This window comes from Dehalococcoidales bacterium (assembly GCA_035529395.1).
In the GTDB taxonomy this organism is placed as follows: domain Bacteria; phylum Chloroflexota; class Dehalococcoidia; order Dehalococcoidales; family Fen-1064; genus DUES01.
The window spans coordinates 1-22,270 of sequence record DATKWT010000081.1; the positions used below are offsets into that span (position 1 = coordinate 1).

General features: G+C 55.6%; 27 protein-coding genes and 5 tRNA genes. 6 read left to right on the forward strand and 26 right to left on the reverse strand.

Annotated features, from left to right (window positions below; genetic code table 11):
• The 3 genes from VMW13_05125 to VMW13_05135 form a co-directional block, all read left to right on the forward strand.
• Positions 1-369 (forward strand): magnesium chelatase (locus tag VMW13_05125; GenBank protein HUV44198.1); only part of this gene is annotated, 369 nt, incomplete at its 5' end.
• 100 nt (positions 370-469) lie between these two features.
• The gene (locus VMW13_05130) at positions 470-1,264 is read left to right on the forward strand and encodes an enoyl-CoA hydratase/isomerase family protein (protein ID HUV44199.1); all 795 of its coding nucleotides are present in this window, start codon (positions 470-472) and stop codon (positions 1,262-1,264) included.
• Between the two features lie 295 nt (positions 1,265-1,559).
• Positions 1,560-2,333, forward strand: a complete 774-nt coding sequence (locus tag VMW13_05135; protein ID HUV44200.1) for a 3-hydroxyacyl-CoA dehydrogenase family protein — start codon at positions 1,560-1,562, stop codon at positions 2,331-2,333.
• A 232-nt stretch (positions 2,334-2,565) separates the two neighbouring features.
• Here the strand turns inward: VMW13_05135 and VMW13_05140 are convergent, their stop codons facing one another.
• The 19 genes from VMW13_05140 to VMW13_05230 form a co-directional block, all read right to left on the reverse strand.
• Positions 2,566-2,823, reverse strand: coding sequence for a hypothetical protein (locus tag VMW13_05140; protein HUV44201.1), 258 nt, complete (start codon positions 2,821-2,823; stop codon positions 2,566-2,568).
• Positions 2,824-2,969: 146 nt separating this feature from the next.
• The gene (gene rplL, locus VMW13_05145) at positions 2,970-3,344 is read right to left on the reverse strand and encodes a 50S ribosomal protein L7/L12 (protein HUV44202.1); all 375 of its coding nucleotides are present in this window, start codon (positions 3,342-3,344) and stop codon (positions 2,970-2,972) included.
• A gap of 172 nt (positions 3,345-3,516) precedes the next feature.
• Positions 3,517-4,050, reverse strand: coding sequence for a 50S ribosomal protein L10 (gene rplJ / locus VMW13_05150; GenBank protein HUV44203.1), 534 nt, complete (start codon positions 4,048-4,050; stop codon positions 3,517-3,519).
• Between the two features lie 307 nt (positions 4,051-4,357).
• Positions 4,358-5,536: an acetyl-CoA acetyltransferase gene (locus VMW13_05155; protein ID HUV44204.1), complete on the reverse strand. Its 1,179-nt coding sequence runs from the start codon at positions 5,534-5,536 to the stop codon at positions 4,358-4,360.
• 65 nt (positions 5,537-5,601) lie between these two features.
• Positions 5,602-6,984, reverse strand: a complete 1,383-nt coding sequence (locus VMW13_05160; GenBank protein ID HUV44205.1) for a 3-oxoacyl-[acyl-carrier-protein] synthase III C-terminal domain-containing protein — start codon at positions 6,982-6,984, stop codon at positions 5,602-5,604.
• Positions 6,985-7,191: 207 nt separating this feature from the next.
• Positions 7,192-8,415, reverse strand: a complete 1,224-nt coding sequence (locus tag VMW13_05165) for an acetyl-CoA acetyltransferase (protein HUV44206.1) — start codon at positions 8,413-8,415, stop codon at positions 7,192-7,194.
• Between the two features lie 42 nt (positions 8,416-8,457).
• Entirely contained in the window at positions 8,458-9,885 is a 1,428-nt protein-coding gene (locus VMW13_05170; protein HUV44207.1) for a 3-oxoacyl-[acyl-carrier-protein] synthase III C-terminal domain-containing protein, read from the reverse strand.
• 90 nt (positions 9,886-9,975) lie between these two features.
• On the reverse strand, positions 9,976-10,689 hold the full coding sequence (gene rplA / locus VMW13_05175) for a 50S ribosomal protein L1 (GenBank protein ID HUV44208.1): 714 nt from the start codon (positions 10,687-10,689) through the stop codon (positions 9,976-9,978).
• Positions 10,686-11,114: a 50S ribosomal protein L11 gene (gene rplK, locus VMW13_05180; GenBank protein HUV44209.1), complete on the reverse strand. Its 429-nt coding sequence runs from the start codon at positions 11,112-11,114 to the stop codon at positions 10,686-10,688. Before rplK ends, rplA begins: the two co-directional genes overlap by 4 nt.
• Positions 11,115-11,136: 22 nt before the next feature.
• Entirely contained in the window at positions 11,137-11,670 is a 534-nt protein-coding gene (nusG, locus tag VMW13_05185; protein ID HUV44210.1) for a transcription termination/antitermination protein NusG, read from the reverse strand.
• A gap of 63 nt (positions 11,671-11,733) precedes the next feature.
• Positions 11,734-12,018, reverse strand: a complete 285-nt coding sequence (secE, locus tag VMW13_05190; GenBank protein HUV44211.1) for a preprotein translocase subunit SecE — start codon at positions 12,016-12,018, stop codon at positions 11,734-11,736.
• Positions 12,019-12,036: 18 nt separating this feature from the next.
• Positions 12,037-12,204 (reverse strand): 50S ribosomal protein L33, encoded by a 168-nt coding sequence (gene rpmG / locus VMW13_05195; protein ID HUV44212.1) that lies wholly within the window; start codon positions 12,202-12,204, stop codon positions 12,037-12,039.
• A 2-nt stretch (positions 12,205-12,206) separates the two neighbouring features.
• The gene (tuf, locus tag VMW13_05200; GenBank protein ID HUV44213.1) at positions 12,207-13,415 is read right to left on the reverse strand and encodes an elongation factor Tu; all 1,209 of its coding nucleotides are present in this window, start codon (positions 13,413-13,415) and stop codon (positions 12,207-12,209) included.
• Positions 13,416-13,437: 22 nt separating this feature from the next.
• Positions 13,438-13,510: transfer RNA gene (locus VMW13_05205), tRNA-Thr, on the reverse strand.
• A 77-nt stretch (positions 13,511-13,587) separates the two neighbouring features.
• Positions 13,588-13,674: transfer RNA gene (locus tag VMW13_05210), tRNA-Tyr, on the reverse strand.
• A gap of 19 nt (positions 13,675-13,693) precedes the next feature.
• A tRNA-Thr gene (locus tag VMW13_05215) sits at positions 13,694-13,767 on the reverse strand.
• A gap of 74 nt (positions 13,768-13,841) precedes the next feature.
• Positions 13,842-13,917: transfer RNA gene (locus VMW13_05220), tRNA-Glu, on the reverse strand.
• A 173-nt stretch (positions 13,918-14,090) separates the two neighbouring features.
• Entirely contained in the window at positions 14,091-14,312 is a 222-nt protein-coding gene (locus tag VMW13_05225; GenBank protein HUV44214.1) for a type II toxin-antitoxin system HicB family antitoxin, read from the reverse strand.
• A gap of 111 nt (positions 14,313-14,423) precedes the next feature.
• Positions 14,424-14,497, reverse strand: a tRNA-Gln gene (locus tag VMW13_05230).
• Between the two features lie 202 nt (positions 14,498-14,699).
• On the opposite strand from VMW13_05230, the gene rnc reads away from it, so the two are divergent.
• Together rnc and VMW13_05240 are read left to right on the forward strand one after the other, a co-directional pair.
• Positions 14,700-15,401: a ribonuclease III gene (rnc, locus tag VMW13_05235; GenBank protein ID HUV44215.1), complete on the forward strand. Its 702-nt coding sequence runs from the start codon at positions 14,700-14,702 to the stop codon at positions 15,399-15,401.
• A gap of 56 nt (positions 15,402-15,457) precedes the next feature.
• Positions 15,458-15,613 (forward strand): hypothetical protein, encoded by a 156-nt coding sequence (locus VMW13_05240; protein ID HUV44216.1) that lies wholly within the window; start codon positions 15,458-15,460, stop codon positions 15,611-15,613.
• 122 nt (positions 15,614-15,735) lie between these two features.
• On the opposite strand, the gene VMW13_05245 is transcribed toward VMW13_05240, so the two are convergent.
• Entirely contained in the window at positions 15,736-15,870 is a 135-nt protein-coding gene (locus tag VMW13_05245) for a hypothetical protein (protein ID HUV44217.1), read from the reverse strand.
• A gap of 24 nt (positions 15,871-15,894) precedes the next feature.
• Here VMW13_05245 and VMW13_05250 point away from each other — a divergent pair, with 24 nt between their 5' ends.
• On the forward strand, positions 15,895-16,176 hold the full coding sequence (locus VMW13_05250) for an acylphosphatase (protein HUV44218.1): 282 nt from the start codon (positions 15,895-15,897) through the stop codon (positions 16,174-16,176).
• Positions 16,177-16,320: 144 nt separating this feature from the next.
• Here the strand turns inward: VMW13_05250 and VMW13_05255 are convergent, their stop codons facing one another.
• The 6 genes from VMW13_05255 to VMW13_05280 form a co-directional block, all read right to left on the reverse strand.
• Complete coding sequence (locus VMW13_05255; GenBank protein ID HUV44219.1) at positions 16,321-16,722, reverse strand: hypothetical protein; 402 nt, start codon at positions 16,720-16,722, stop codon at positions 16,321-16,323.
• A gap of 24 nt (positions 16,723-16,746) precedes the next feature.
• A complete protein-coding gene (locus tag VMW13_05260) occupies positions 16,747-17,478 on the reverse strand; it encodes a DUF362 domain-containing protein (protein HUV44220.1) in 732 nt (243 codons plus the stop codon).
• Positions 17,479-17,509: 31 nt separating this feature from the next.
• Entirely contained in the window at positions 17,510-18,157 is a 648-nt protein-coding gene (locus VMW13_05265; GenBank protein HUV44221.1) for an MBL fold metallo-hydrolase, read from the reverse strand.
• Positions 18,158-18,178: 21 nt separating this feature from the next.
• On the reverse strand, positions 18,179-19,678 hold the full coding sequence (locus tag VMW13_05270; protein ID HUV44222.1) for a leucyl aminopeptidase: 1,500 nt from the start codon (positions 19,676-19,678) through the stop codon (positions 18,179-18,181).
• A gap of 27 nt (positions 19,679-19,705) precedes the next feature.
• Complete coding sequence (locus VMW13_05275; GenBank protein HUV44223.1) at positions 19,706-21,568, reverse strand: aldehyde ferredoxin oxidoreductase family protein; 1,863 nt, start codon at positions 21,566-21,568, stop codon at positions 19,706-19,708.
• Between the two features lie 72 nt (positions 21,569-21,640).
• On the reverse strand, positions 21,641-22,243 hold the full coding sequence (locus VMW13_05280) for an ATP-binding protein (GenBank protein HUV44224.1): 603 nt from the start codon (positions 22,241-22,243) through the stop codon (positions 21,641-21,643).
• Between the last annotated feature and the right edge of the window lie 27 nt (positions 22,244-22,270).

The following is a 22,270-nucleotide window of genomic DNA, read 5'->3' on the forward strand; positions in this document are numbered from 1 at the left end:
GTGGACATATTCGTCGAAGTGCCCCGTGTCGACTACGAAAAGCTCACCGACGAGCGACTGGGTGAAGGGTCGAGCGAAGTGCAGGCCCGCGTCGCCACCACACGCCTCCGGCAGCAGGAGCGCTTCCGTGGCACCAGGCTCATCTGCAACGCCGAAATGACAGCCAACGATGTCCGGGAGCACTGCCACGCCGAGGACTCCGCACAGGGCCTGCTCAGGGCTGCCATGCACCAGCTGAACCTCTCTGCCCGGGCCTTTCACCGCATCCTCAAGCTGGCCAGAACCATCGCCGACCTCGAAAACGGCGATATCATCAGGGCACCACACCTTGCCGAAGCCATCCAGTACCGCCCCAGGAGCCTGGTCTAGCAGAGTGGACGGCCGGTAAGCTGACTACCATCTCCGGACTGGAGGCAGCAACGGAGAACGATAATAATACCATCGATATACAAAGTAGGGAGGTAAACAAATGAGTTACGAAGCCATCATTTACGAGAAGGAAGAAGGAATCGCCACCCTGACCTTCAACCGGCCGGAGGCGATGAACGCCGGTAATATGAAGCTCTATGGTGAAATGGGCCAGGCTATGAGGGAAGCCGCCGATGATGACGATGTCAGGGTCCTCATCCTCACCGGTGCCGGTCGCGCCTTTCACGCCGGCGACGACGTCAAACAGATATTCGTCGGCAAAGACAGCGAACAGATGAACACCGACCGATGGAAGGGCTACGTCACCGGCACCGAAGACCACTCCGGTAGCGGCCTCCTGCACCGCAAGCCGACCATCGCCGCCGTCAACGGTCCGGCGGTGGGCATGGGGTTCGACATCGCCCTCGCCTGCGATATCCGCATCGCCTCTGAGAATGCCAGGTTCTCCTACATGTATGTGAGAAGAGGGATACAGGGAACCATCCCCGGACTGGCCATCCTCAAGGAGATAGTGGGGATTTCCCAGGCGCTGGAAATCATGCTTTCCGGCGAGTGGGTGGGTGCCGAGGAAGCACTGAAAATCGGTCTGGTCAGTGAAGTGGTCGCCCCGGAGAGTCTGCTGGACGCGGCCAGGAAGAAGGCCCGCAAGCTGATGAAGGGTGCTCCACTGGCGCAGCAGGCGATAAAGCGGAGTCTCTACAAGTCAATCCTTGACCCCTACAGCCTCAAGGACTACATAACCACCGTAGAGCAGACCCTGTGGCGTAGCGAGGACTTCCGGGAGGGCGCTCAAGCCTTCGTTGAGAAGCGGGAACCGGAGTTCAAGGGCCAGTAGACTATCGCAGGTGCTCCACAATACAGTCTCCCGCATGTCAGAGCCGGCACGGCAGGTCCGGCTTGAGACAGGGTGTTCCATCGCAGACCGGTGCTCTCGTTCAGACAGAAGGGTGACACACCGTTGACATGTCATTCTGAGGGGCGCTCCCTCTGGACTCTCCTTTTTCAGCACCCTGTTGGCGTACCGGACGGGTACAACCACTTGAAAAAAACAGCCAACCCGTCTAATATCATAGGTGTAGGTTACTACGCTTGGTTATCTACATGATTAAATTAAAATAGGGAGGCAAACAGTGAAACTGGAAGATGTTAAGAGCATTGGTGTAGTGGGTGCCGGTGTGATGGGAGGCGGCATTTCTCAATCGGCGATTCTGGCCGGTTACAAGGTCATCTGCCGCGATTTGACGGATGAGATACTGGAACGTACCAGGGACACAATTGCCAATGGCCGCTTCGGTATCAAGGGCGGTGTCGAACGGGGCAAGCAGACCCAGGAGGAAATGGACCAGGCTATGGCCCGGCTGACTCTGACCACCAAAGTCGAAGACCTCAAGGACTGCGACCTCATCATTGAAGCCATTGGCGGGGGCGAAAACGGCCAGCTGGAGAATAAGCCGCTGAAACTGAAGGTCTGGGCTGAACTGGACAAGCTCGTCAAGAAGGAAGCCGCCTTCGCCAGCAACACCTCGGTATTTACCATCGCCGACCTGGCAGTAGCAACGGAACGCAAGGATATCTTCGTCGGTATGCACCTCTTCAGCCCGGCCAATATCATGAAGCTGGTCGAGGTAACCTACACCGCAGACACCTCCGAAGAGACAATCAAGCTGATTGAAGACCTGTCAAAGAGCATGGGCAAAACACCGGTCCGCGTCAAGGATGTACCCGGAGATACCGGCTTCATCGGTAACCGCGTCTTCGGTGCCGCGCGGAGAGAAGCGCAGAAGATAGTCGATGAAGGCATCGCTACTGCGGAAGATGTCGATACCGCCATGATGCTGGGGTTCAACTGGCCGGCGGGGCCAATCGGAATGGGACTGGGTGCACGCTCGGGCTGGAAGAAGTAAGCAAACCGGACAACAACTGCTACAACCCGGGTTTGTTGTCCTGATTGGCTCAGGACGATAAAGGCCTGGTCGCTCGGGATTCAGTTGCCTTTCTGCACCGGTACTGTATGCCGCTCCTGTTACAAGGAACAGGAGCGGCATAGTGGTTTTACATCAGCGAGAGACCGGTGGAAAGCCCCGGGAGCCAAATACCGCCAGTCCTCAGTAACCCGGTGGAGCGTCAGGTAACGGGCTATCCCACCAGCCCCAGTATCCCACCGGTGACGGCTATGACCAGACCGACAGCCATGGCTATCCAGCCACCCGCCTTCAGTGCCCCGGGTTGGGGGCGCCCCGGCCAGTGCTCAATGAATTCTCTGAGGTCGGTACGGGTAGTCAGGGAATCGTAGTATCTCTTCTCTTCCCTTCTACCCCACATCACTAGACCCAGACCGAGGATGACGAATACACCCCCCACCACCAACGGTATCAACCAACCCTGGGAAGCCATACCTTGCTGCACCTCCTGGAGGCTATTCAGGTATAAGCGCTTGCTCCCGGCCCTGCCCTCTACCTCGCCAGGTAAAACGACTTACCCCGTCTCCCCAACTCAGTAAGGACAGGCAACATCTTCACTACTCCAGCAGTACTGTGTTTCTAGGTAATCTCTACCGTGGCACCGGCGGCTTCCAGCTTCTCCTTCATGCTGGCGGCATCCTCTTTGGTCACACCCTCTCTTACTGCCTTAGGAGCGCCCTCTACCAGGTCCTTGGACTCCTTCAGACCCAGGGCTGTCAGTTCACGCACTGCCTTGATGACGTTAATCTTGTTGGCACCGAAGTCCTTGAGGATTACGTTGAACTCTGTCTGCTCTTCTACCTCTGCCGCAGCGTCTGCCTGTCCTGCTCCTGCCGGAACGGCCATGGCCATCGGGGCGGCCGCACTGACGCCAAACTCCTCTTCCAGAGCCTTCACCAGTTCGGATAGTTCAAGGACATTCATCTTCTTGACGGCATTCATGATGTCATCGATAGCTGAGGTCTTTTTCGCTTTAGTTGCCTTGGCAGGTGCTTTGGCCGCCTTGGGTTTCTCTTCAGCCACGACTTCTGTAGCCGCTGCTGCTGTAGCCGTTGCTTCCTGGGCCACTTCTGTTGCCGCTGCTGCTTCTGTAGCCGCTGCTTCCTGGGTCGCTTCTGTCTCTTGTTCAGCCATTCTGTTCTCCCTCTAGCTGTTGGATTCTAGCCTGCAATACTCCCGCGAGTCCTCGCAGTGGGCTGGCCAGGCAGTTCACCAACCCGGAAATGGGGCTCATCATCCCGCCAAGCACTCTTGCCAGCATTACTTCCCTTGACGGCAGGTTAGCAATGCTCATAACCTCTTCTACAGTGAGCACCCTGCCCGGCAGAAAGCCGCTCTTAATACTGACGGTAGTCCCCGCGGTACGAATGTAGTCCGTTAGTGCCTTGCTGACCTCGGTAATGCTGCCATAGCCAAAGGCAATGGCTACCGGCCCTTGAAAGACCTCGGCCAGGTCCGGTTGGCCTGCCCGCTCCGCAGCAAAACGGCTCAGGGTATTCTTCACCACCCGGTAGGCACCGTTTGACTCCTGAATTCTGCGTCGCAATGCGGTTATCTCCGAATTGGACAGGCCCCGGTAGTCCGTCAGGATACCGATACTGCAACCGGAGATTTCCTCCTGCAACTGCTCTATGGCTTGCCTCTTCTTCTCTCTGGACACTTTCCTACTTTCCCACCTTCCTTCCTCTAAGTCCCTGCCACAATGAACGCCCGTTATAAAGAAAGTCCCTGTACCTGCCGCACAAGGACTTTCGCTGGACTAACCCAGTTACTCCGGCTAATCTCCATGACATTATCGTCCGGTTATCAGCCACCTGTTTCCTCGGCAGGCGCACTTCAGAGTCTACTCTGAAGCGTGCTTCAAAGCTCACTTTGAAGCCTGGTTTAAGCCGTCGGCCTTCCGGCCAGAATCGGCACCCACTGTCTCAGGATATTCAGTTTATTATATTATACTACTTTTTCCGCAATTAGTCTCTGGTTCCCCAGATGGAGATTGCACCGGTGAATGAGCCCGGCTGACCGCCCAGATTGTGCGTCATTCCCAGCCTGACATTCTTCACCTGGCGCCTATCGGCCTTTCCCTGGAGCTGCTTGTAGACCTCATATATCATGCGGACACCGCTGGCGCCAATCGGATGCCCGAAGCATTTCAGGCCACCATCGGTGTTTACCTTGGGACCGTCACCACTGAGCTCGAAGAAGCCGTTGTCGATGTCGTTCTTAACCGTACCACGAGGACTAAAACCAACGTCCTCCATAGTAATTGCTTCGGTAATAGAGAAGCAGTCATGAACCTCACAGACGTCAATCTCCTCACGCGGGTTCTTGACGCCTGCCTGCTCATAGGCCATCCGGGAGGAATAAACTGCCTCGTCGAAGTGCGTAAAGTCATAGTAGTCACGCAGACTGCCCTGTTGAGCACCCACACCGAGGCCGAGACCCTTCACCAGGATATAGTCATCACGCATCGTCTTGGCTATCTCCGGCCGCGTAATAATCGCCGCTGCCGAGCCATCACTGACACCACAACAGTCGTACAGCCCGAGCGGGAATGCCTGCATCGGGGCATTGATTGCCTGCTCTTCGGTTATCGCCCTCTGGAAGTGGGCCTTCGGGTTAAGCGAACCGTTGTAATGGTTCTTTACATCAATCTTAGCCAGCATCTGCTTGCCCTCTTCATAGCTCAAGCCGTACTGGTAGAAGTACCGGTTAGCCGCCAGGGCAAACTGCGCCGGAGGCGGGACTCCCGGTGCGGTCTGGGCTGACGGCTGTCCGCCACCACCGGTGAGAAAGCCAACACCGGAATCCTTGAGCTTCTCGACTCCGGCAACCAGAACCAGGTCATAGATGCCTGCGGCCACGGCAAAACAGGCATCCATCATGGCATTTGTGCCGGTAGCACAGAAATTCTCAATCCTCGTAATGGGAATATACTCGGTCTTTATTGCATGTGCCAGTATTTGCCCTGACATCTGGTTCTGAGTACCCAACCACGCAGCCTGGATATCCTCTGATTTAACACCGGCGTCTTCGAATGCCTCACTGGTGGACTCTACCAGCAGGTCCTCGGTACCCATATCCCAGCGCTCGCCGAACTTGGAACAACCCATACCGACTATGGCAACCCTGTCCTTGATACTCTGCATGTATCTGTCCTCCTAAGATATCGGGGTTTATTAATTACTATCTACGCAATACCCTGAAACGCTCCCTAGAACCTCTGGGGCATTGCTTTCCAGAAGTAGTTATGAACACCACCCGAAGAACGGAGTTTACGGAAGGTCATCTCAACCGGTTTTTCACACTGTACATCCTCAACCTCGCGGTCGGTCATAGTAAACATACCCCTGCCACCGCCCTCAAAGTTAATAATTGTGATTGCCAGCGGACTATCGACACCACCTACAAGATAGTCCAGGGAGAAGGTGAATATCTTACCCGGTTTATTGGAGAGACGTACCGTCTGCCACTGGTCCTTGGTATGGCACCGGCTGCATATCCTCTGCGGCGGGTATTGTATCAGGCCGCAGCTAAGGCACTTCGCTCCATGCAGGCGGTCAATCGATTCACGAGCCCGCCAACGGGCCGATGCTGACGGGGGACCGCCTTCCAGTCCCTTTACTGTGGCGCCCCTGACACCGACACTCTTACGTATCCGTTTCTTCTCAAGGTTACCCTTGATTCCGCGTTTGCCGTTGAAATTGGTAATCTGGTCGGTTGTTTCCAGAAGGATAGCATCGGCGCCATCGCCATAGCTGGCAACCAGAATCTTCTGCCCCGGTTTTGCTTCCTCCAGGGCAGCGATAAGCTGCATCAGGGAATAAGCAGCACCGGTATTGCCCATCTGACCGAACAATGGGTCCTGCACCTGGCCAGCGTCCAGACCAAGTTGCCGTGCCATCTCGGCGTGCCGCCTTGGGTTAGGACCATAGAGTACGGCCTTGTCTATGTCTTTGATATCCAGGTTCACTTTCTTGAGCAGACCCTGAATCGCCTCCGGCATGACGGAAAGATATCCGGTCTGCAATACAAAGCGGTCTTCCCATGTCCGCACCGTGCTGTCACCCTCAGCCCGCCAGTTATCCAGCACCTCGTCGGATACCGAGTAGCTATCGATGACCTCAGCGATAACACCCTCGTTTCCAATAAGAAGGGCACCGGCGCCATCGCCGGAGGTCTGGTCGAACTCCGTACCCGGCGTACCCGTCCGGCAGTCGGCCGCCGTAACCATGACCTGCTTCGCTGAGCCGGCCTTAACCGCGTCCACTGCCGACCTCAGGGCCTGCGTGCCGGCCCGTAGAGAGTTAGTGGCGTCATTAGTAGCGATGTCACGGCGCAGGTCAACCACCGCGGCAACCATGGCAGCTCCCTGCTTCTCTATGTAGGGTGAGGTGGTGGTAGCGAAAATAAGACTGTCTACTACCTCACGGTCCCCACCGCTAATGCAGTCCATGCCGGCGGCTACTGCCATGGTTATGCTGTCTTCATCAAAGTTGACCACCGGTTTCTCTATGGGTCTGCCCCACCCCGCTGTGTCTTTCCCCAGTCTGTAGAACGGAATGTAAGCTCCGTACGATGTGATTCCTGCCATCATACCTCCTTGACGTCATATTGACCAAAGGTTATAACCTCTGGTCACGGCCTTTAATTACGGCCAAAAACCACAGCATTCCAACCCCAGAACCCAGGCGAAACGTAGTTTTCAGCTATAAAGAGGGCTGGCCTTGCTCTTAAGTCATGGCCAGCCCTCACAGTAACAAGTCCTTACTGTATCCCGATTATTACCGCATGTCAGACAGGATTAGGCCCCTTCCAGTCCCACGATACCTACGAATATGGCACACCCAGCCGGACCACCACCCAGATTGTGGGTCAACCCCAGCTTGGGGTTACTTATCTGCCGGGAAGGCTGCCCTGGATTAAGCATGGTATCGGCCTTGCCCTGAAGCTGGTTGTACATCTCGTAGAGCATCCGTATTCCACTGGCACCAATGGGATGCCCAAAGCACTTCAGGCCGCCATCAGGCTGTACCGGCAGACCACCATCCAGATCAAAGAAGCCGTCCTCGATATCCCTCAGGACCTTACCCCGCTCGCTGAACTTGAGGTCCTCCATCGTGACCGCCTCAGTGATGGAGAAGCAGTCATGGACCTCGGCCATGCTGATTTGCTCACGCGGGTTGGTAATACCAGCCTCCGTGTAGGCTCTCTCTCCGGCCCGTACCGTAGCTTCAACATGCATGTAGTCGAACTTGGTGTTGAAGTTGCCGTCATTGGGTGCCATGGCAATCTGCAGCGCCTTGACAAACATGGGCGGCTCTTTGCCCTTCCGCATGCTCCTTGCTATTTCCGGTGTCGTGATAATGGCAGCCGCTGCGCCATCGCTGACGCCACAGCAGTCATACAGCCCCAGGGGCCAGGCAATCATCGGCGCATTGAGAATCGCGTCCATACTGACTTCCCTCTGGAAATGCGCCTTCTTGTGCCGGGCACCATTCATATGGCTCTTCCAGGAGACCCGGCCTATCATGTGCTTGCCTTCCTCATAGCTGAGACCATAGTGGTCGAAGTAAGTGGTAGCCAGCATGGCAAACTGCGCCGGCGGTGGACCTGTGGCTCCCGCCGTCATAGCATGACCGGGCCCGGGGGTTGAGCCGTCGGTCAGTCCGCTGAGGCCACTATCCTTGTACTTGTCGGCACCAACAGCCAGCACGATGTCGTAGATACCGGCAGCCACAGCATAGCTGGCATTCCGGAACGCATCTGAAGCCGTGGCACAGGCATTCTCTACTCTGGTAACGGGGATGTACTGCAACCTTAGAGGCTCAGACAATGACATTCCGGTGGAGCCTGTTGCGGTTCCTATCCAGGCAGCCTCGATGTCCTTGGGCCCTATCCCGGCATCTTCAAAGGCCTGATAGGAAGCGTCTACAATCATGTCATGGGCACTGGCATCCCAGCGCTCTCCGAATTTGGTGCACCCCATTCCAACAACAGCAACCCTATCCCTGATACTTCCTGGCATCTTCAAATACCTCCCTGATTATCTATTCTACTGGTAAATATTTTACTCTCTGACCGGCTTGCACTTCCAGAAGTAACTGCTGGAGCCGGGTCCCAACGGTATCTTCCTGAAGGTCATCTCGACAGGCAGACCTACCTTGCACTCTTCGGGGTCACGGTCAACCATGTCAAACAAACCTCTACCGCCCCCCTCGAAGTCAATGACTGCCCGTGTCATCGGCGGATTGATACCTCCACCCAGGAAGTCATGGCTGAAGCTGACTGTTTTACCCATCTTATCGGCAAACCGGTAGGGCTCGAAGTTGTCTTTCGCCTGACACTCGTGACAGATATGGGTGCGCATTGAAGAGCCGCTCATGTAAAGCTGGACTGTGCCGCAATTCAGGCATTTCACGCCGTAGAGAGGCAAGCCGAGCTGCCGTTCTCTCCACTCCGCCGACATGGCTACTCTCATGCCACGACGAACGGCGGTCGGTACCAGGCCCCGCCAGCGCATATACTTTCCGTAGTTGTCAAGCGTCCCCTTAATGGCAAGATGACGCCTGATGGCCCTTCTGTCCTTAATCTTCTCAATTTCATCAGTAGCCTTGAGCACAACAGCGTCACAACCATTGCCCCAACTTACCATCAGGAACCTGTCTCCCGGCTTGGCGTCTTCCAGAGCTGCAATCAGAATCATTGGAGCAAGTGCCGCCCCGGTGTTGCCCATATTGTCAAGCATTGGGTCCTGAACCTGTTCCGGAGCAAAACCCATTGCTCTGGCCAGACTGCCCTGCGCTCTGGCATTGGCGCCATAGATGCAGGCCTTGGTGATATCCTTGGGTGTCAGGTTCAGCTTCCCCAGGACTCCCTTCACCACTTCGACCGGCGTCCTGCTGTAACCGGCATCACGCCCAAAACGGTCCTCCCATGAGCTAACAAATGTGTCGCCATCGATTCTCCAGTTATCGGAAAGGTCGTCAGAATAAGTGTAACTACCCTCGACCTCAACTGCCACCCCTTCATTCCCCACCAGGAAAGCGGCAGCACCATCGCCCGAGGACTGCTCGAACTCTCCACCACATTCCCCAAGACGCATATCAGCCACGGTTACCAGGACACTGTTGAGCGAACCTGCGCTGACTGCCTCTATGGCAGATTGCAGGGCGGAAACCCCTGACCTGAGGCAGTTGCCAAAATCCGTGTTTCGCGCATCCCGGCGGAAGTCAAGGGCAGTGGCCACTATATTCGAGTTCTGCCGCTCGAGATAGGGTGGGGTAGTAGTCGCCATGAATACGGCATCAACCGTCTTCGGGTCAGTGCCTTTAAGACAGTCGATACCCGCAGAGACCGACATGCTAGTCGAGTCCTCATCATAGCCGGCCACTGCCCTCTCACCACGTCCCCCACCACGCCCCCAAGCGGCATTCATCACGCTTCGGGGCATTCGGTAATACGGGATGTATGCTCCATATGATACTATACCTGCCATTGCTCCTCCTTAATAGTGTATTCGCTACCCGGTTACTGGTGGCATACTACTTATCTGGCATACCTATTCTAATACCCGGCACCAAACATATCAACTGGAGGTCAGCGCGAGTGTCGGTCTGAGGTCAAGTCTGATACCTGGCCCCATTGTCGTGGTCAAGAAAGCGGACCTTACATACTGGCCCTTGGCACCACTCGGCTTGGCCTTCATTACCGCCTCCACCACCGCAGACAGGTTACTCATCAGGCTCTCATTATCAAAGCTAACCTTACCCAACGGCACGTGGATAATGGCCGTTCTGTCCAGTTTGAACTCCACCCTGCCCTTGCGGGCATCTTCGATTACGCGCGGCAGGTCCTCGGCCGATACCACCGTCCCGGACTTGGGGTTGGGCATCAGTCCACGTCTGCCCAGAACTCGCCCCAGTTTCCCTACCTTGCTCATCATGTCCGGAGTGGCAATAGCCGTGTCAAACTCCAGCCAGCCGTCCTCAATCTTTTTGGTCAAGTCGTCATCGCCAATGTAATCGGCCCCGGCCTCCTCGGCAATCCGGCTGGCCTCACCCTGGGCAAAGACAAGCACCCGTACCTTCTTCCCCAATCCGCTCGGCAGAAGGGCAACGCCGCGTACCTGCTGGCTGGCGTTGCGGGGGTCGAGCCCCATCCGAAGATGAAGCTCAACCGTTTCATCAAAACCGGCTTTCGCCATCTTCTTGGCGAGGTCCACAGCCTCCTCCGGGGAATAGGCCGTTGTCTTATCCAGGAGCTCAATTGCTTCTCGGTATTTCTTTCCGTGTTTTGTCATTCCTGTTCTATCTCAATCCCCATACTTCGTGCCGTGCCTGCCACAATACGTTCCGCCGCTTCGAGGGAGGTGGCGTTCAGGTCTTTCACCTTAAACTGGGCTATCTCGGTCAACTTCTCGCGGGACAGTGCCGGCATTCCCTCTCGCCCGGCAGCCCCGGACCCTTTCTCCACATCCAGGGCCTTCTTCAGCAGGTCTGTTGTTGGTGGTGTCTTGGTAACAAAGGAATATGACCTGTCTTCAAAGACACTGATATCCACCGGGATGATGGAGCCGGCCTGCGAAGCGGTACGGTCGTTATACTCCTTGCAGAATCCCATGATATTGACCCCGTGCTGGCCCAGCGCCGGGCCAACCGGGGGTGCCGGATTTGCCTTCCCGGCTTCTATCTGTAACTTTATTACGGCAATAATCTTCTTTGCCACTCTACCTCCAATCCCAGAACACTCAGAGCTTCTCCACCTGGAGGAAGTCAAGCTCCACTGGCGTTTCCCGTCCGAAAAGGGAGAGTAACACCTTCACCTTGCCCTTCTCGGTACTTATCTCATCCACTATACCAACGAAATCGGCAAACGGGCCATCCGTCACCCGGACGCTCTGGCCCTGCCGGAAACCAATCTTGACCTGCGGTGTCTCGGACCGCATCTGCTTCAGGATTTGCTCCACCTCATCGTCCAGCAGCGCTACGGGCTTACCGCCACTGCCGACAAAGCCGGTAACCCCGGGCGTATTGCGCACGATGTTCCAGCTCTGGTCTGTCATTGTCATTTCAATGAGAATATAGCCGGGCAATATCTTATTGGCAACGGTACGCCTCTGTCCGCCCCTTATCTCCACCTCTTCCACAGTGGGTATCACTACCTGCGCAATCTCGTCACGGGAATCCATAAACTTAACGCGCTGCTCCAGGTTCTTCTTAACCCGCTCTTCATACCCGGAGTAGGTATGGATTGTATACCAGTCTTTTCCGTTATTACCCACACACAACCTCATTCAGAAAAAGGCTACAGGGGAAACAGCCTTCCCATCCCTTATTGAACAACTTCAGCCGTTCAGGAGAAACCTGGTAACGATTTCGCTCAGGCCCAGGTCAAGCAGCCCGAGCACAATACCAACGCTGACAGCAACCAGAAGGACCAGACCGCTAAGATACATAGCCTCCCGTCTGGTCAACCAGGTCACCTTCTTCATCTCGGCAATAGTATCGTTGATAAATTTGAACCTGGTACCAAAGCGCCTCACGGAATTAACCGGCCCTGTGGCAGGAACGACCGTGCGTTTCGTCGAAGCGCTGACACGCCTGGTATTGGCACGTTTGCTAGATGGCATATCGTTTGCCCTTGAAGGCTACCTCACTTCTCGATGCAGAGTATGAACACGACACCGCGGGCAGTACTTATTCAGCTCCAACCGCTGGGAGTCGTTTCTTCTATTCTTGTTCGTCGTATAGGTCCTCTCCTTGCACTCCGGACAGGCAAGGTGAATGATGACCCTGGCTTCGCTTTTTCTGGCCATTTCTACTCGATAATCCTGGTGAAGGTACCAGCACCCACAGTCCTGCCGCCCTCTCGGATAGCAAAACGCAATCCCGGCTCCAGGGCTACAGGATATATAAGTTTTATCTTCATAGTGATATTGTCACCGGGCATAACCATCTCTACCCCTTCCGGTAGCTCAATGGTGCCGGTAACATCTGTCGTCCGGATATAGAACTGGGGACGGTACCCGTTGAAGAAGGGTGTATGCCTGCCTCCCTCATCCCTGCTCAAGACATAGACTTGGGCATCCGCATACGTATGGGGATGTATCGTACCCGGTTTCGCCAGTACCTGTCCACGCTCTATATCACCCCGGTCAATACCCCTTAGCAGCGCACCGACGGCATCACCCGGTTCCGCTTCGTCCAGTAATTTGTGGAACATCTCCAGACCGGTAACGGTGGTCTTACGGGGCTCATGATGAAGGCCTACAATCTCAACGTCATCACCAACCTTCACTGTTCCCCTTTCCACTCTCCCGGTGGGAACGGTACCACGGCCCTTAATGCTGAATACGTCCTCGATTGACATAAGGAACGGCAGGTCTTTCGGTCTGTCAGGAGTCGGGATATAGTCATCAACGGCATCCATCAGCTTCAGGATGGGACCACACCACTCGCACTCACGCTTACCGCAACCGCACTCCAGCGCCTTGAGGGCACTCACCCTGACTACCGGTATTTCATCACCGGGGAAATTATACTTGGAGAGCAACTCCCGTAGTTCCATCTCGACAAGTTCCAGTAGCTCCTCATCATCCATTACGTCCACCTTATTAAGTGCGACGACGATGCTGGGCACTTCCACCTGGCGGGCCAGCAGGATGTGTTCGCGTGTCTGGGGCATCGGTCCATCGGGAGCACTGACTACCAGTATCGCACCATCCATCTGGGCAGCACCCGTAATCATATTCTTGATGAAGTCTGCATGCCCGGGGCAGTCGATATGAGCATAATGCCGCTTCTCTGTCTCGTACTCGATATGAGCAATGGCAATAGTTAGGCCCCGTGCTTTCTCCTCAGGCGCATTATCAATGCTGTCAAAGGAACGAAAACCGGTCGTTCCGCCACCGGCCGCGGACAGCACCAGCGTTATCGCCGAAGTCAGCGTCGTCTTACCATGATCGACATGGCCAATAGTACCTACGTTGCAGTGCGGCTTGGTCCGTTCAAACTTCTTCTTTGCCATTAAAGACCCCCTTCTTTCGCCAAGCCCACAACCAGATTCGAACTGGTGACCTTACCCTTACCAAGGGTATGCTCTGCCAACTGAGCTATGTGGGCATTCGTCCTATATTTTACAGAGTACAAACTCTATTATACCGAATTATGCAGTCCAGTCCAACTCCAGAGTAAAGCGGTGGTGGAGGGGGCAGGATTCGAACCTGCGTAGCCCTTAGGGCGGCAGATTTACAGTCTGCTCCGATTAACCACTCCGGCACCCCTCCCCGTGCTATACCCATACCCAGCCTGAGGGGGGATTCGAACCCTCGACCTGCTGTTTACAAGACAGCTGCTCTAACCAACTGAGCTACTCAGGCAAGAACATTACTATTTCCGCAACCGGACAAATTGCCAGCGTATTATAGAGATGAACCACCGTATAAGTCAAGTTTGGTAGCGCATACCGGATTCGAACCGGTGATCTCCTCCTTGAGAGGGAGGTGTCCTAACCGCTAGACGAATGCGCCACAAAGTGACCGGTGTGATACTCTCTACTATTAAGTTATTAACCGGACGAACTGGTGACCCACACCGATTCTTTTATAATACAAATTGGCTGGGGACTCAGGAACCATATCGAAGCCTGCCCTGGCAAGCGCCATAACCACCCTGTCACCTGAAAGCCCCCGAGGCAGCTTGCTCACTTAGCGGCAACCTCAAGCTCCACGGTGTCCCTGCCTGCCTCTGTAGGAATGGGAAGCCCATCATCAAGAAGCGCCTCAACATAGGCTTCCATGGCTTCCTTGATGTTCTTCAAGGCTTCTTCCCTGGTTTCACCCTGAGAGACACATCCTCTAAGAACAGGAACATGGGCCATGTAACCCGATTCACGACCCTCTTCAATGATGACTGTGTATTTCATCCTCTCACCGCCAGGCTTCCAGCCTCCCGGCTCGGTTTTCCCCACTACACACCGGAAAGAAGCAGGATCGATTTCAAATAACCTGAAAGTCCCACTCCTAACAAACCAAATTGGCTGGGGAAGTAGGATTCGAACCTACCCACACGGATTCAGAGTCCGCTGTCCTACCGCTAGACTATTCCCCAGCAACCCGAATATTATAGCATACGACTATGTCGCAGGCAACAGGCACGCAGACAAGACCTGTAATTCTGGGCTGCATCACACAGTTGACAGACCCACTGTGACTATCTATGCTAGACTGTGAGTCCAGTTCGCTGGATTCGTATTTCAATTCGCTGGGTTTACGAGCTGAGAAACAGGTGAGATGAGAAAGGAGTCCTGCTCATGGAAAGCCTGGCCGCAGCGCAGCAAGCCCTCGGAATCTCCTTCAACAACCCTCTACTCCTTAAGGAGGCCCTGGTGCATGGCTCCTACACCAATGAGTTTCCGCACCTGGCTCCGGCGACTAACGAAAGGATGGAGTTCCTCGGAGACGCCGTCCTGGGCCTGGTGGTTGCTGCCAAACTCTATACCGATTTCTCCCATTTGAACGAGGGGGAGATGACCAAGCTTCGCGCCGTCCTGGTACGGGGAAATACTCTGGCCCGGGTAGCCAGAGACATCGGGCTCGGCGAATATCTCCTTATGGGGAAGGGAGAGGAAGCAACCGGCGGCCGGACCAAGCCAGCCAACCTTGCCGGAGCACTGGAAGCATTTATCGGAGCTATCTTTCTTGACCAGGGCTACGGCGCCGCCGGGGACTTCGTCCTGAGGCTGCTCGATTCCGAATTGGAAAAGGCGGTCAGCCAGGGCATAGCCACCAGTTCCAAATCAAAACTCCAGGAATTACTCCAGGCGCGGGAGCAGCAGGCACCCACCTACCACGTTATCGAAGCTACCGGACCGGCCCACGAAAGGTGGTTCACGGTTGAAGTAAGGCTGGGCGATACCGTGCTGGGCAAGGGCTCCGGTAAAAGCAAGAAAATCGCCGAAACGGACGCCGCCCATACCATACTGAGGAAACTCCTGGCCAACTTTACAGAATGATAATGCTTTGTTAAACTTAAGTTCAACGCAATCAACTTCTCGGAGCGGGGAGTACCATGGGAAAACGTGACTACAGACGTAGAGAGCCGAAGAAGCAAAAAAAAGAACCCAGGAAGACGTTGACCAGCTCCATTCTGCCTCCTCCCATGACCGTGGATATCATCAAGAAAGCCAAGAAGCACAAGAAGGAAGAAGGGGAAGAGGTAGAATAGGTCAGGTGGCGGGCTATCAACGTCTCCATCAGGCCGGAGAACTCAGGGTTCGTGCGCAGTAGGCCAGGGCCAAACTGGAGCCCTGCTCCCTGTGTCCCCATCAGTGCCGGGTTAACCGTGTTCTACCAGATGGGCTGGCCGGGACGGGAGAGACGGTACGCTTCATCGCCCGGGAAATCTCCACTGATACCTATGTCAACATCATGGCCCATCGGTACGGCCTGCGCCGCCTGGATAAAGACTACTCCCCACTCCATCTTGCCTCCCGGTGAGGTAATATAATGATTGAACCGGTGGCACTTCACGCAATAGTATACGGTCGTGTACAGGGTGTCTACTTTCGTACCTTTGTCGTCAGACGCGGTGCTGAACTGGGTCTGACCGGCTATGCGCGCAACCTGCCCGATGGAACGGTGGAAGTCCGGGCGGAGGGGGAAACGGGACAACTACAGAGATTGCTTGACCGCCTTAAGACCGGGCCACCCGCGGCCAGGGTGGAGAAGGTGGACACCGACTGGTCGGCGAATACCGAAGGCTATACCACCTTCAGGATAAGGTACTAACCTCTACCACCGCAGCCTACCACTCTACCCTGTTGACGATGCTGCCTGCACCTTCAAGTATATTACTCATATGTCGCAGATAGCAGGATATAGCACCCTGTTCTCCCCGGCTTTCCTCGTTCGGGGTCAGAGATACACCTGGCGTCAGTCCCCCACCGGCCTTATCCCGTAGTACCGGTCGTGACTGAGGAGACGAGGCAGCACCTCGATCGACGTGCGGTAGGTGTCCACTCCACGCCACTCACTGAGTTGCCTCCCCAGTTCAATGATGTCAAGGGCCTGGTTACCATTAGCCAGGAAAAGGCGGAACACGCTCTCCATAATCGGTGTCGCACCACTGATGAAACCCGTAGCCCCGGAGCAGCAGTCCTTTATATTGGCGAAGAGCTCGTCATCCGAGAGATTGTCACCCTTCAGTCGCTTCCGGCATTTGGAGCACAGACTGCGTTCCGCCAGGACTGAAAAAGAACGGGCATTCCGCTCAAACCAGTCAAGATCAATAAACCAGCACTCCTCCTGCTCTATACCATTAACTTCGTTATTCACACGTCCTTCCCCTCTCCTATAACCCTAGGTTTCGAATCCAACCTCGGCTATCTTGATAAGGTCAAGATAGTCAGTTCTTAGCCCGAGTACCTCAGAAGCCTCACGGTCTACCTGATAGGGTTCACCCACAAATATCTTGCCACAATCTTCAACGTCGCCCCTGGTGGGGTCGCCCCAGCAGGTGAGTTTCTGCCGTGCCTCTACTATTCCCAGGTCAAAGGGCAGGGTGAAGTAGAGGTCTGTAATCACCCTGTCTATGCCCAGCTCATAAAGAGCATCCCAGCCCCCGGGTGTTTCCCCGTCATACTTCGTATTCGGAAGTAATGTCAGCAGGTTCTGGATGGTGAGGCTGCCTTTCCCATTGATAACCTTCAACGGCGCAACGCTTATCAGGTAGTCACTGGACAGGATGACATTGGGTATCCAGAATGTTGGCACCGCCAGTGCTTTGGGCAGGGGATTATCTACCTCTACCCAGATACAGTCCTTGACATCCAGCATCAGCACCCGGGGGAAATTGTACCCCAGGGCCTGGTATGTCGGGTACACCGGGTTGCCACCGGGCACACCCTCCAGCAGTATTATATCGGCGTCGCTGACTCGCCTGATACCGTCGATAATATCTGACAGCATATCCCGACTGGTAGTTGCCGGGTATGGTACTTGATAACAGGCACTGGGCTTAACCAGGACGCGCCGTGCCCGGGACACCGCCGGCGGTGCCTTGAAAATGAACTCCGAGGCCTCAAATATCAACCCTAGCCTCCTCCGGAAATCCAGATGCTTACTATAGTGCCGGGTCCAGAACTACAATCTCAGTGTTCTCGGGAAGTTCACCGGCCTTAAACTGTGCCTCAGTGGCATCGGCCTTAATAACCGCCTTCTTATCCTGGAGGAAGTCTTCAACGCTACCTATCGGGAAATCACAGCGGTCATTCTTGAAATGCATCGGTATTACCACCCGGGGATTCAGTTTACCATATACCTCCGTAGCTACCCCGGCGTCGATGGTGAAGAAACCGCCTACGGGAATAAGCAACACATCCACCTTCCCGATATCAGCAACCTGCCGGCTGCTGAGAGGGTGTCCCAGGTCACCGAGGTGGCAGACGGTTACACCAGCCACCTCCATGATGAAAATGATGTTGTTGCCACGGTCCTTGCCCTGGTTATCGTCATGGTATGTGGGGATACCCCTGAACTTGATACCCTTGATATCCGTCGGCGCAGGGTCATTCACCACCTGGGGATTGCCGCCAACCGAGGCGACGTTGTTGTGGTCGAAATGGTCATGGCTCACGGTGACAATGTCGGCCGATTCGTTTATCTCGCCATACTTCAGACCGCTGCCGACGATATACGGGTCGGTAATAATCCTTGTTCCGTCGTCCGCCGTAATCAGGAAAGATGCATGTCCCAGCCACTTGACCTTCATATTCCTCAGACCTCCTTATTGTTACTCGACGAGGGAAAGGACAAGGTTCACCAGGGTGCGCACCGGTACACCGGTAGCCCCCTTTACGTAGTAGTTCTTTTGCTTGTCGGTCCTGCTGGTACCGGCAATATCCATATGCACCCAGGGTGTGTCACCGGCAAACTCACCGATGAAGAGCGCCGCGGTAGTGGCTCCCGCATCCCTGCCCCCGGTATTCTTGATATCGGCTACCTCACTCTTGTTCTGCTCCTTGTACTCATCGTACGTGGGCAAGTGCCACATCTTCTCCCCGGCCTCGGTGCCGGCCGCAACCACCCGGTCAATCAACTCCTGTTCATTGCCGAAGACGCCGGTACAGACCGTTCCCAGGGCCACCACACATGCTCCGGTGAGCGTGGCTACATCCACGATTCGCTTTGCCCCCTGCTTCCGGGCGTATCCCAGCGCGTCAGCCAGAACGAGGCGCCCCTCAGCATCCGTGGAGATAATCTCGATGGTCTTGCCCTCCATGGCCGTCAACACGTCCGCAGGCTTGAGCGCATTCCCCCCGGGCAGGTTCTCCGTAGCGGGAATCAGCGCCAGGACATTAACCGCCGGCTTGAGCTGAGCGATAGCCGCCATCGCTCCCATCACCGCGGCACCGCCGGCCATGTCTCCCTTCATATCACCCATGCCATTTGACGGTTTTATAGATATGCCCCCGGAGTCAAAGGTTATTGCCTTACCGGCGAGAGCGATATCGACCTCATCGGAGTTACGTCCCTTATAACGGAGGACGATGAACTTGGGGGGCTGATGGCTTCCCCGGGCCACGCCGAGCAACGCCCCCATCCCCAGCTCCTCCATCTGCTCTTTCTCCAGCACCTCGTACCCCAGACCGTAGGCTTCGGCCACCCGTTTGGCCTCCGTGGCCATGTCCGTGGGCGTCATGTAATTGGCCGGTTCGTTAGCCATATCACGCGCCAGGATAGCTGCACCGGCCATGATTTCACCCTTACGGCAACCTGCGTCCAGCGCAGGGATGTTGGCCTCGCCGGAATCGATTATCGTTAGCTGCTCTATCTCGCCGTGCTCGGCCTCCTTGGTAATATGCCTGCGGAACTGGTAAAGCCCGAGCAGTGCTCCCTCCGCGATTGCCTGCCCGGCTGCTTCGTAACCTATCCCGACGGTCCCTGCCCCTTGAGCAACCGTGACGATGCTCTTCACGCCCTTACCTCTCAGCATCCGACAGCTCTCACCGACCGCTCCCCGGACCTTATCCCGGTCCAGCTCTGTCTCCTTACCAAGACCAACAACCACCACCCTGGCGGCAGGCAGATTGCCCAGGCTGTGGACCAGGGTATTCTCGCCGGGCTTACCCTTAATCTCACCCTGCGAAATCAACTGAGAGATAGCCCCATCCAGGGCCCTGTCGATAGCACCAATTTCACCATCAAGGTTCTCCGTGCCTTCAAACAGGTTCACAACGATGGCATCAGCCTCGATGCTGCTGATGTCCCCGACACTAACTGAAATCTCCACGGTATCTCTCCTTTTATCTGCGGGCACTTACATTCCGGCCACCCAGCCAACACCGAGCTCTTCCAGCTTGGCGCTGGTTGGTTTACCCTCGCTGTCCCAGCCCACCATTCCGTAGTAGGTCTCTACCGCCCTGGCCAGCTCATCCTCATTGATGGCAACTCCCTGGAGCGGGCCGGACTCGAAAGCTGTGAGAAAACGCTTCGGCAGGAAATCGTCCGCCTTGGTTTTGCCTTCTCGCATGTTGAACGCTCGTGCCATGGTAATACACCTCTCCCCGAGCTTCATCAACTCCCAGAGGTTGGTGTTCCAGCCGGTGATACCGTTTATCAAATCAGTCATCCTGTCCGAGGCAATCGGGACGAACTGGCAGAACACCAGGCAGTTGAGCGCGTGCTGCCAGAGACTGCCGTAGAGCTGCATTCGCACCTTGCCAGCGCTCAGGTCCTGGGAAGGTAGAGGCTCAAGTATACCCATCGCTTTTGGGCCGCTCCCGATACGCATCACGTAGCCGGTATCATGGATGTTGTGGCAGTGGTCGGCACCGGTGGGTGAGATAGTATAGCCCAGCCCGAGTCCGGCCTTGCAGCGGGGCTCGTGCATCGGTAACTCCTGCCCCTTGACCTGCATAGCGAACTCCTCGGCACCCTTTCCGATTGCCGCCGCGGCACGGGCACTCCCATCAGCCAGTACGTTGCCGATACCTTCCCGACGGGCAATCAACTCTATCATCTCCAGCATTGCATCGGCATTGCCGAAGTTAAGCTTCACCCCGCCGGTATCCTTCTCCGTCAGGATACCCTTCTCGAAGCACTCCATGGCAAAGGCAATAGTGACGCCGGTGGAGATAGTATCCAGTCCGTAGGCACCACATTGCTGGTTACCACGGGCAACCGCTTCCAGGTTATCCACGCCACAGCTCGAACCCAGGGACCCCAGGGTCTCATACTCCGGTCCGCCGTAGACGGGGTCGACATCATACGTATCTTTGACACCCACGTGGGGCTTACAGCGAATCGGGCAGGCAAAGCACCCGCCTCGTTTCACCAGAATCTGCTCATTCAGCGCCTGGGCATTGAGCTTGTCCGCACCCTCGAAGTGGCCATACCGGAAGTTCTTTGTGGGCAGGTTCCCCATCGCATTAAACGCGGACACACCGCCGGCGGTACCGTTCTGACTGAAGTTGACCGCCATACGGTTGGTCTTGAGGTCATCCCGCAGCCACTTTGCCAGGGAGTTGACCGCTTTCTCATCCGCCAGTTCCACCTTCTGATGCCCGCGTACGGCAATGGCCCTCAGGTTCTTGGAACCCATCACTGCACCCATACCGGAACGGCCGGCAGCATGGTTGATATCATTGACCACACAGGCATAGCGCACCTGGTTCTCCCCGGCAGGTCCTATCTGGGCAATACGAATCGTGGTGCTGCCCAGCTCTTTCTGGATACGTTTCTGGACCTCGAGGGTGGTCTTGCCCCAGAGATGGCCAGCATCCCTTATCTCCACCCTGTCGTCATCAATCCAGAGATAGACCGGCTTCTCCGACTTGCCTTCAACCACTATTGCGTCCCAGCCGGCATGTCTCAACTCCGCCCCCCAGAATCCACCAACCTCGGCCTGACCGTAGCCACCATTGAGCGGTGATTTGGCACCGACACTGTTCCGGCCACCGCCCGCTATCGGTACCCCCGTGACGGGTCCGGCGGCAAAAACCAGCCTGTTGTCCGGACTGAGGGCATCCACGCCAGCGCCTACCTCTTTGAGGAGATAGTAGCTGATGAAGCCACTGCCTCCGAAATAGCGCCGGTAGAAGTCTTCTTCGTTTTCATCAGCCGAAATCGTTCCACTGGACAGATTCACCCGCAGCGTTTTCCCAAAATACCCCAAGCCCATACTTACGAAACCTCCTGCTTACTCAAATCAGATAAGACCAACGGCAAGGCATGAGTATTACTGCCCCGGCCCTCACCGCAGTGGGAACTGCTTGATTTCTCTCACAACCTTGTCAATAACAGGCGCTATATCCCGCGAAGTGTCAACTACGTAATGATTGCGACTTATTCTCTCTACCGATGACCTCATTTGACAGTACACCGACCAGTCGGCGTCGGAATTGTCCTCCGGGTCTCCCGCCCGGCCCTCCAGCCTCTGTCGCACTACCTCCGGCGGTGCCTCCACCAGTACCATCACGAGCCTGGCATTGATACGGTCAGCAATGCTGTAGAGGCGCTCGCGGAACCTTTCGGAGAGATTCGTCGCGTCCAGTATCAGTGAAATCCCATCCTTCAGAAGTTTTTCGATAAGAAGGTGAATTGTTTGGAATAGCTGTGAACTTTCTCCGGCACTATGGCTGGGCAGTGAGAAGAGGGCCTTCCGCAAGGCATCGCTTTCCAGAATAAGCAAGGACACACGCTCCGCCAGCCTTCTACTGAAAAAAGACTTCCCCGTACCAGGTAGTCCGCTGACGACAATCAGGACCGGTTCTGCCACTGGCTCGGGAAGCCCCCTCAGACCCTCACGCAACCGCTGGACGTCCGAGACAAGCCGGGTGCTTTCCACAATCTTCATTATAGTGGCTTTTTGCCGGTTTGACTA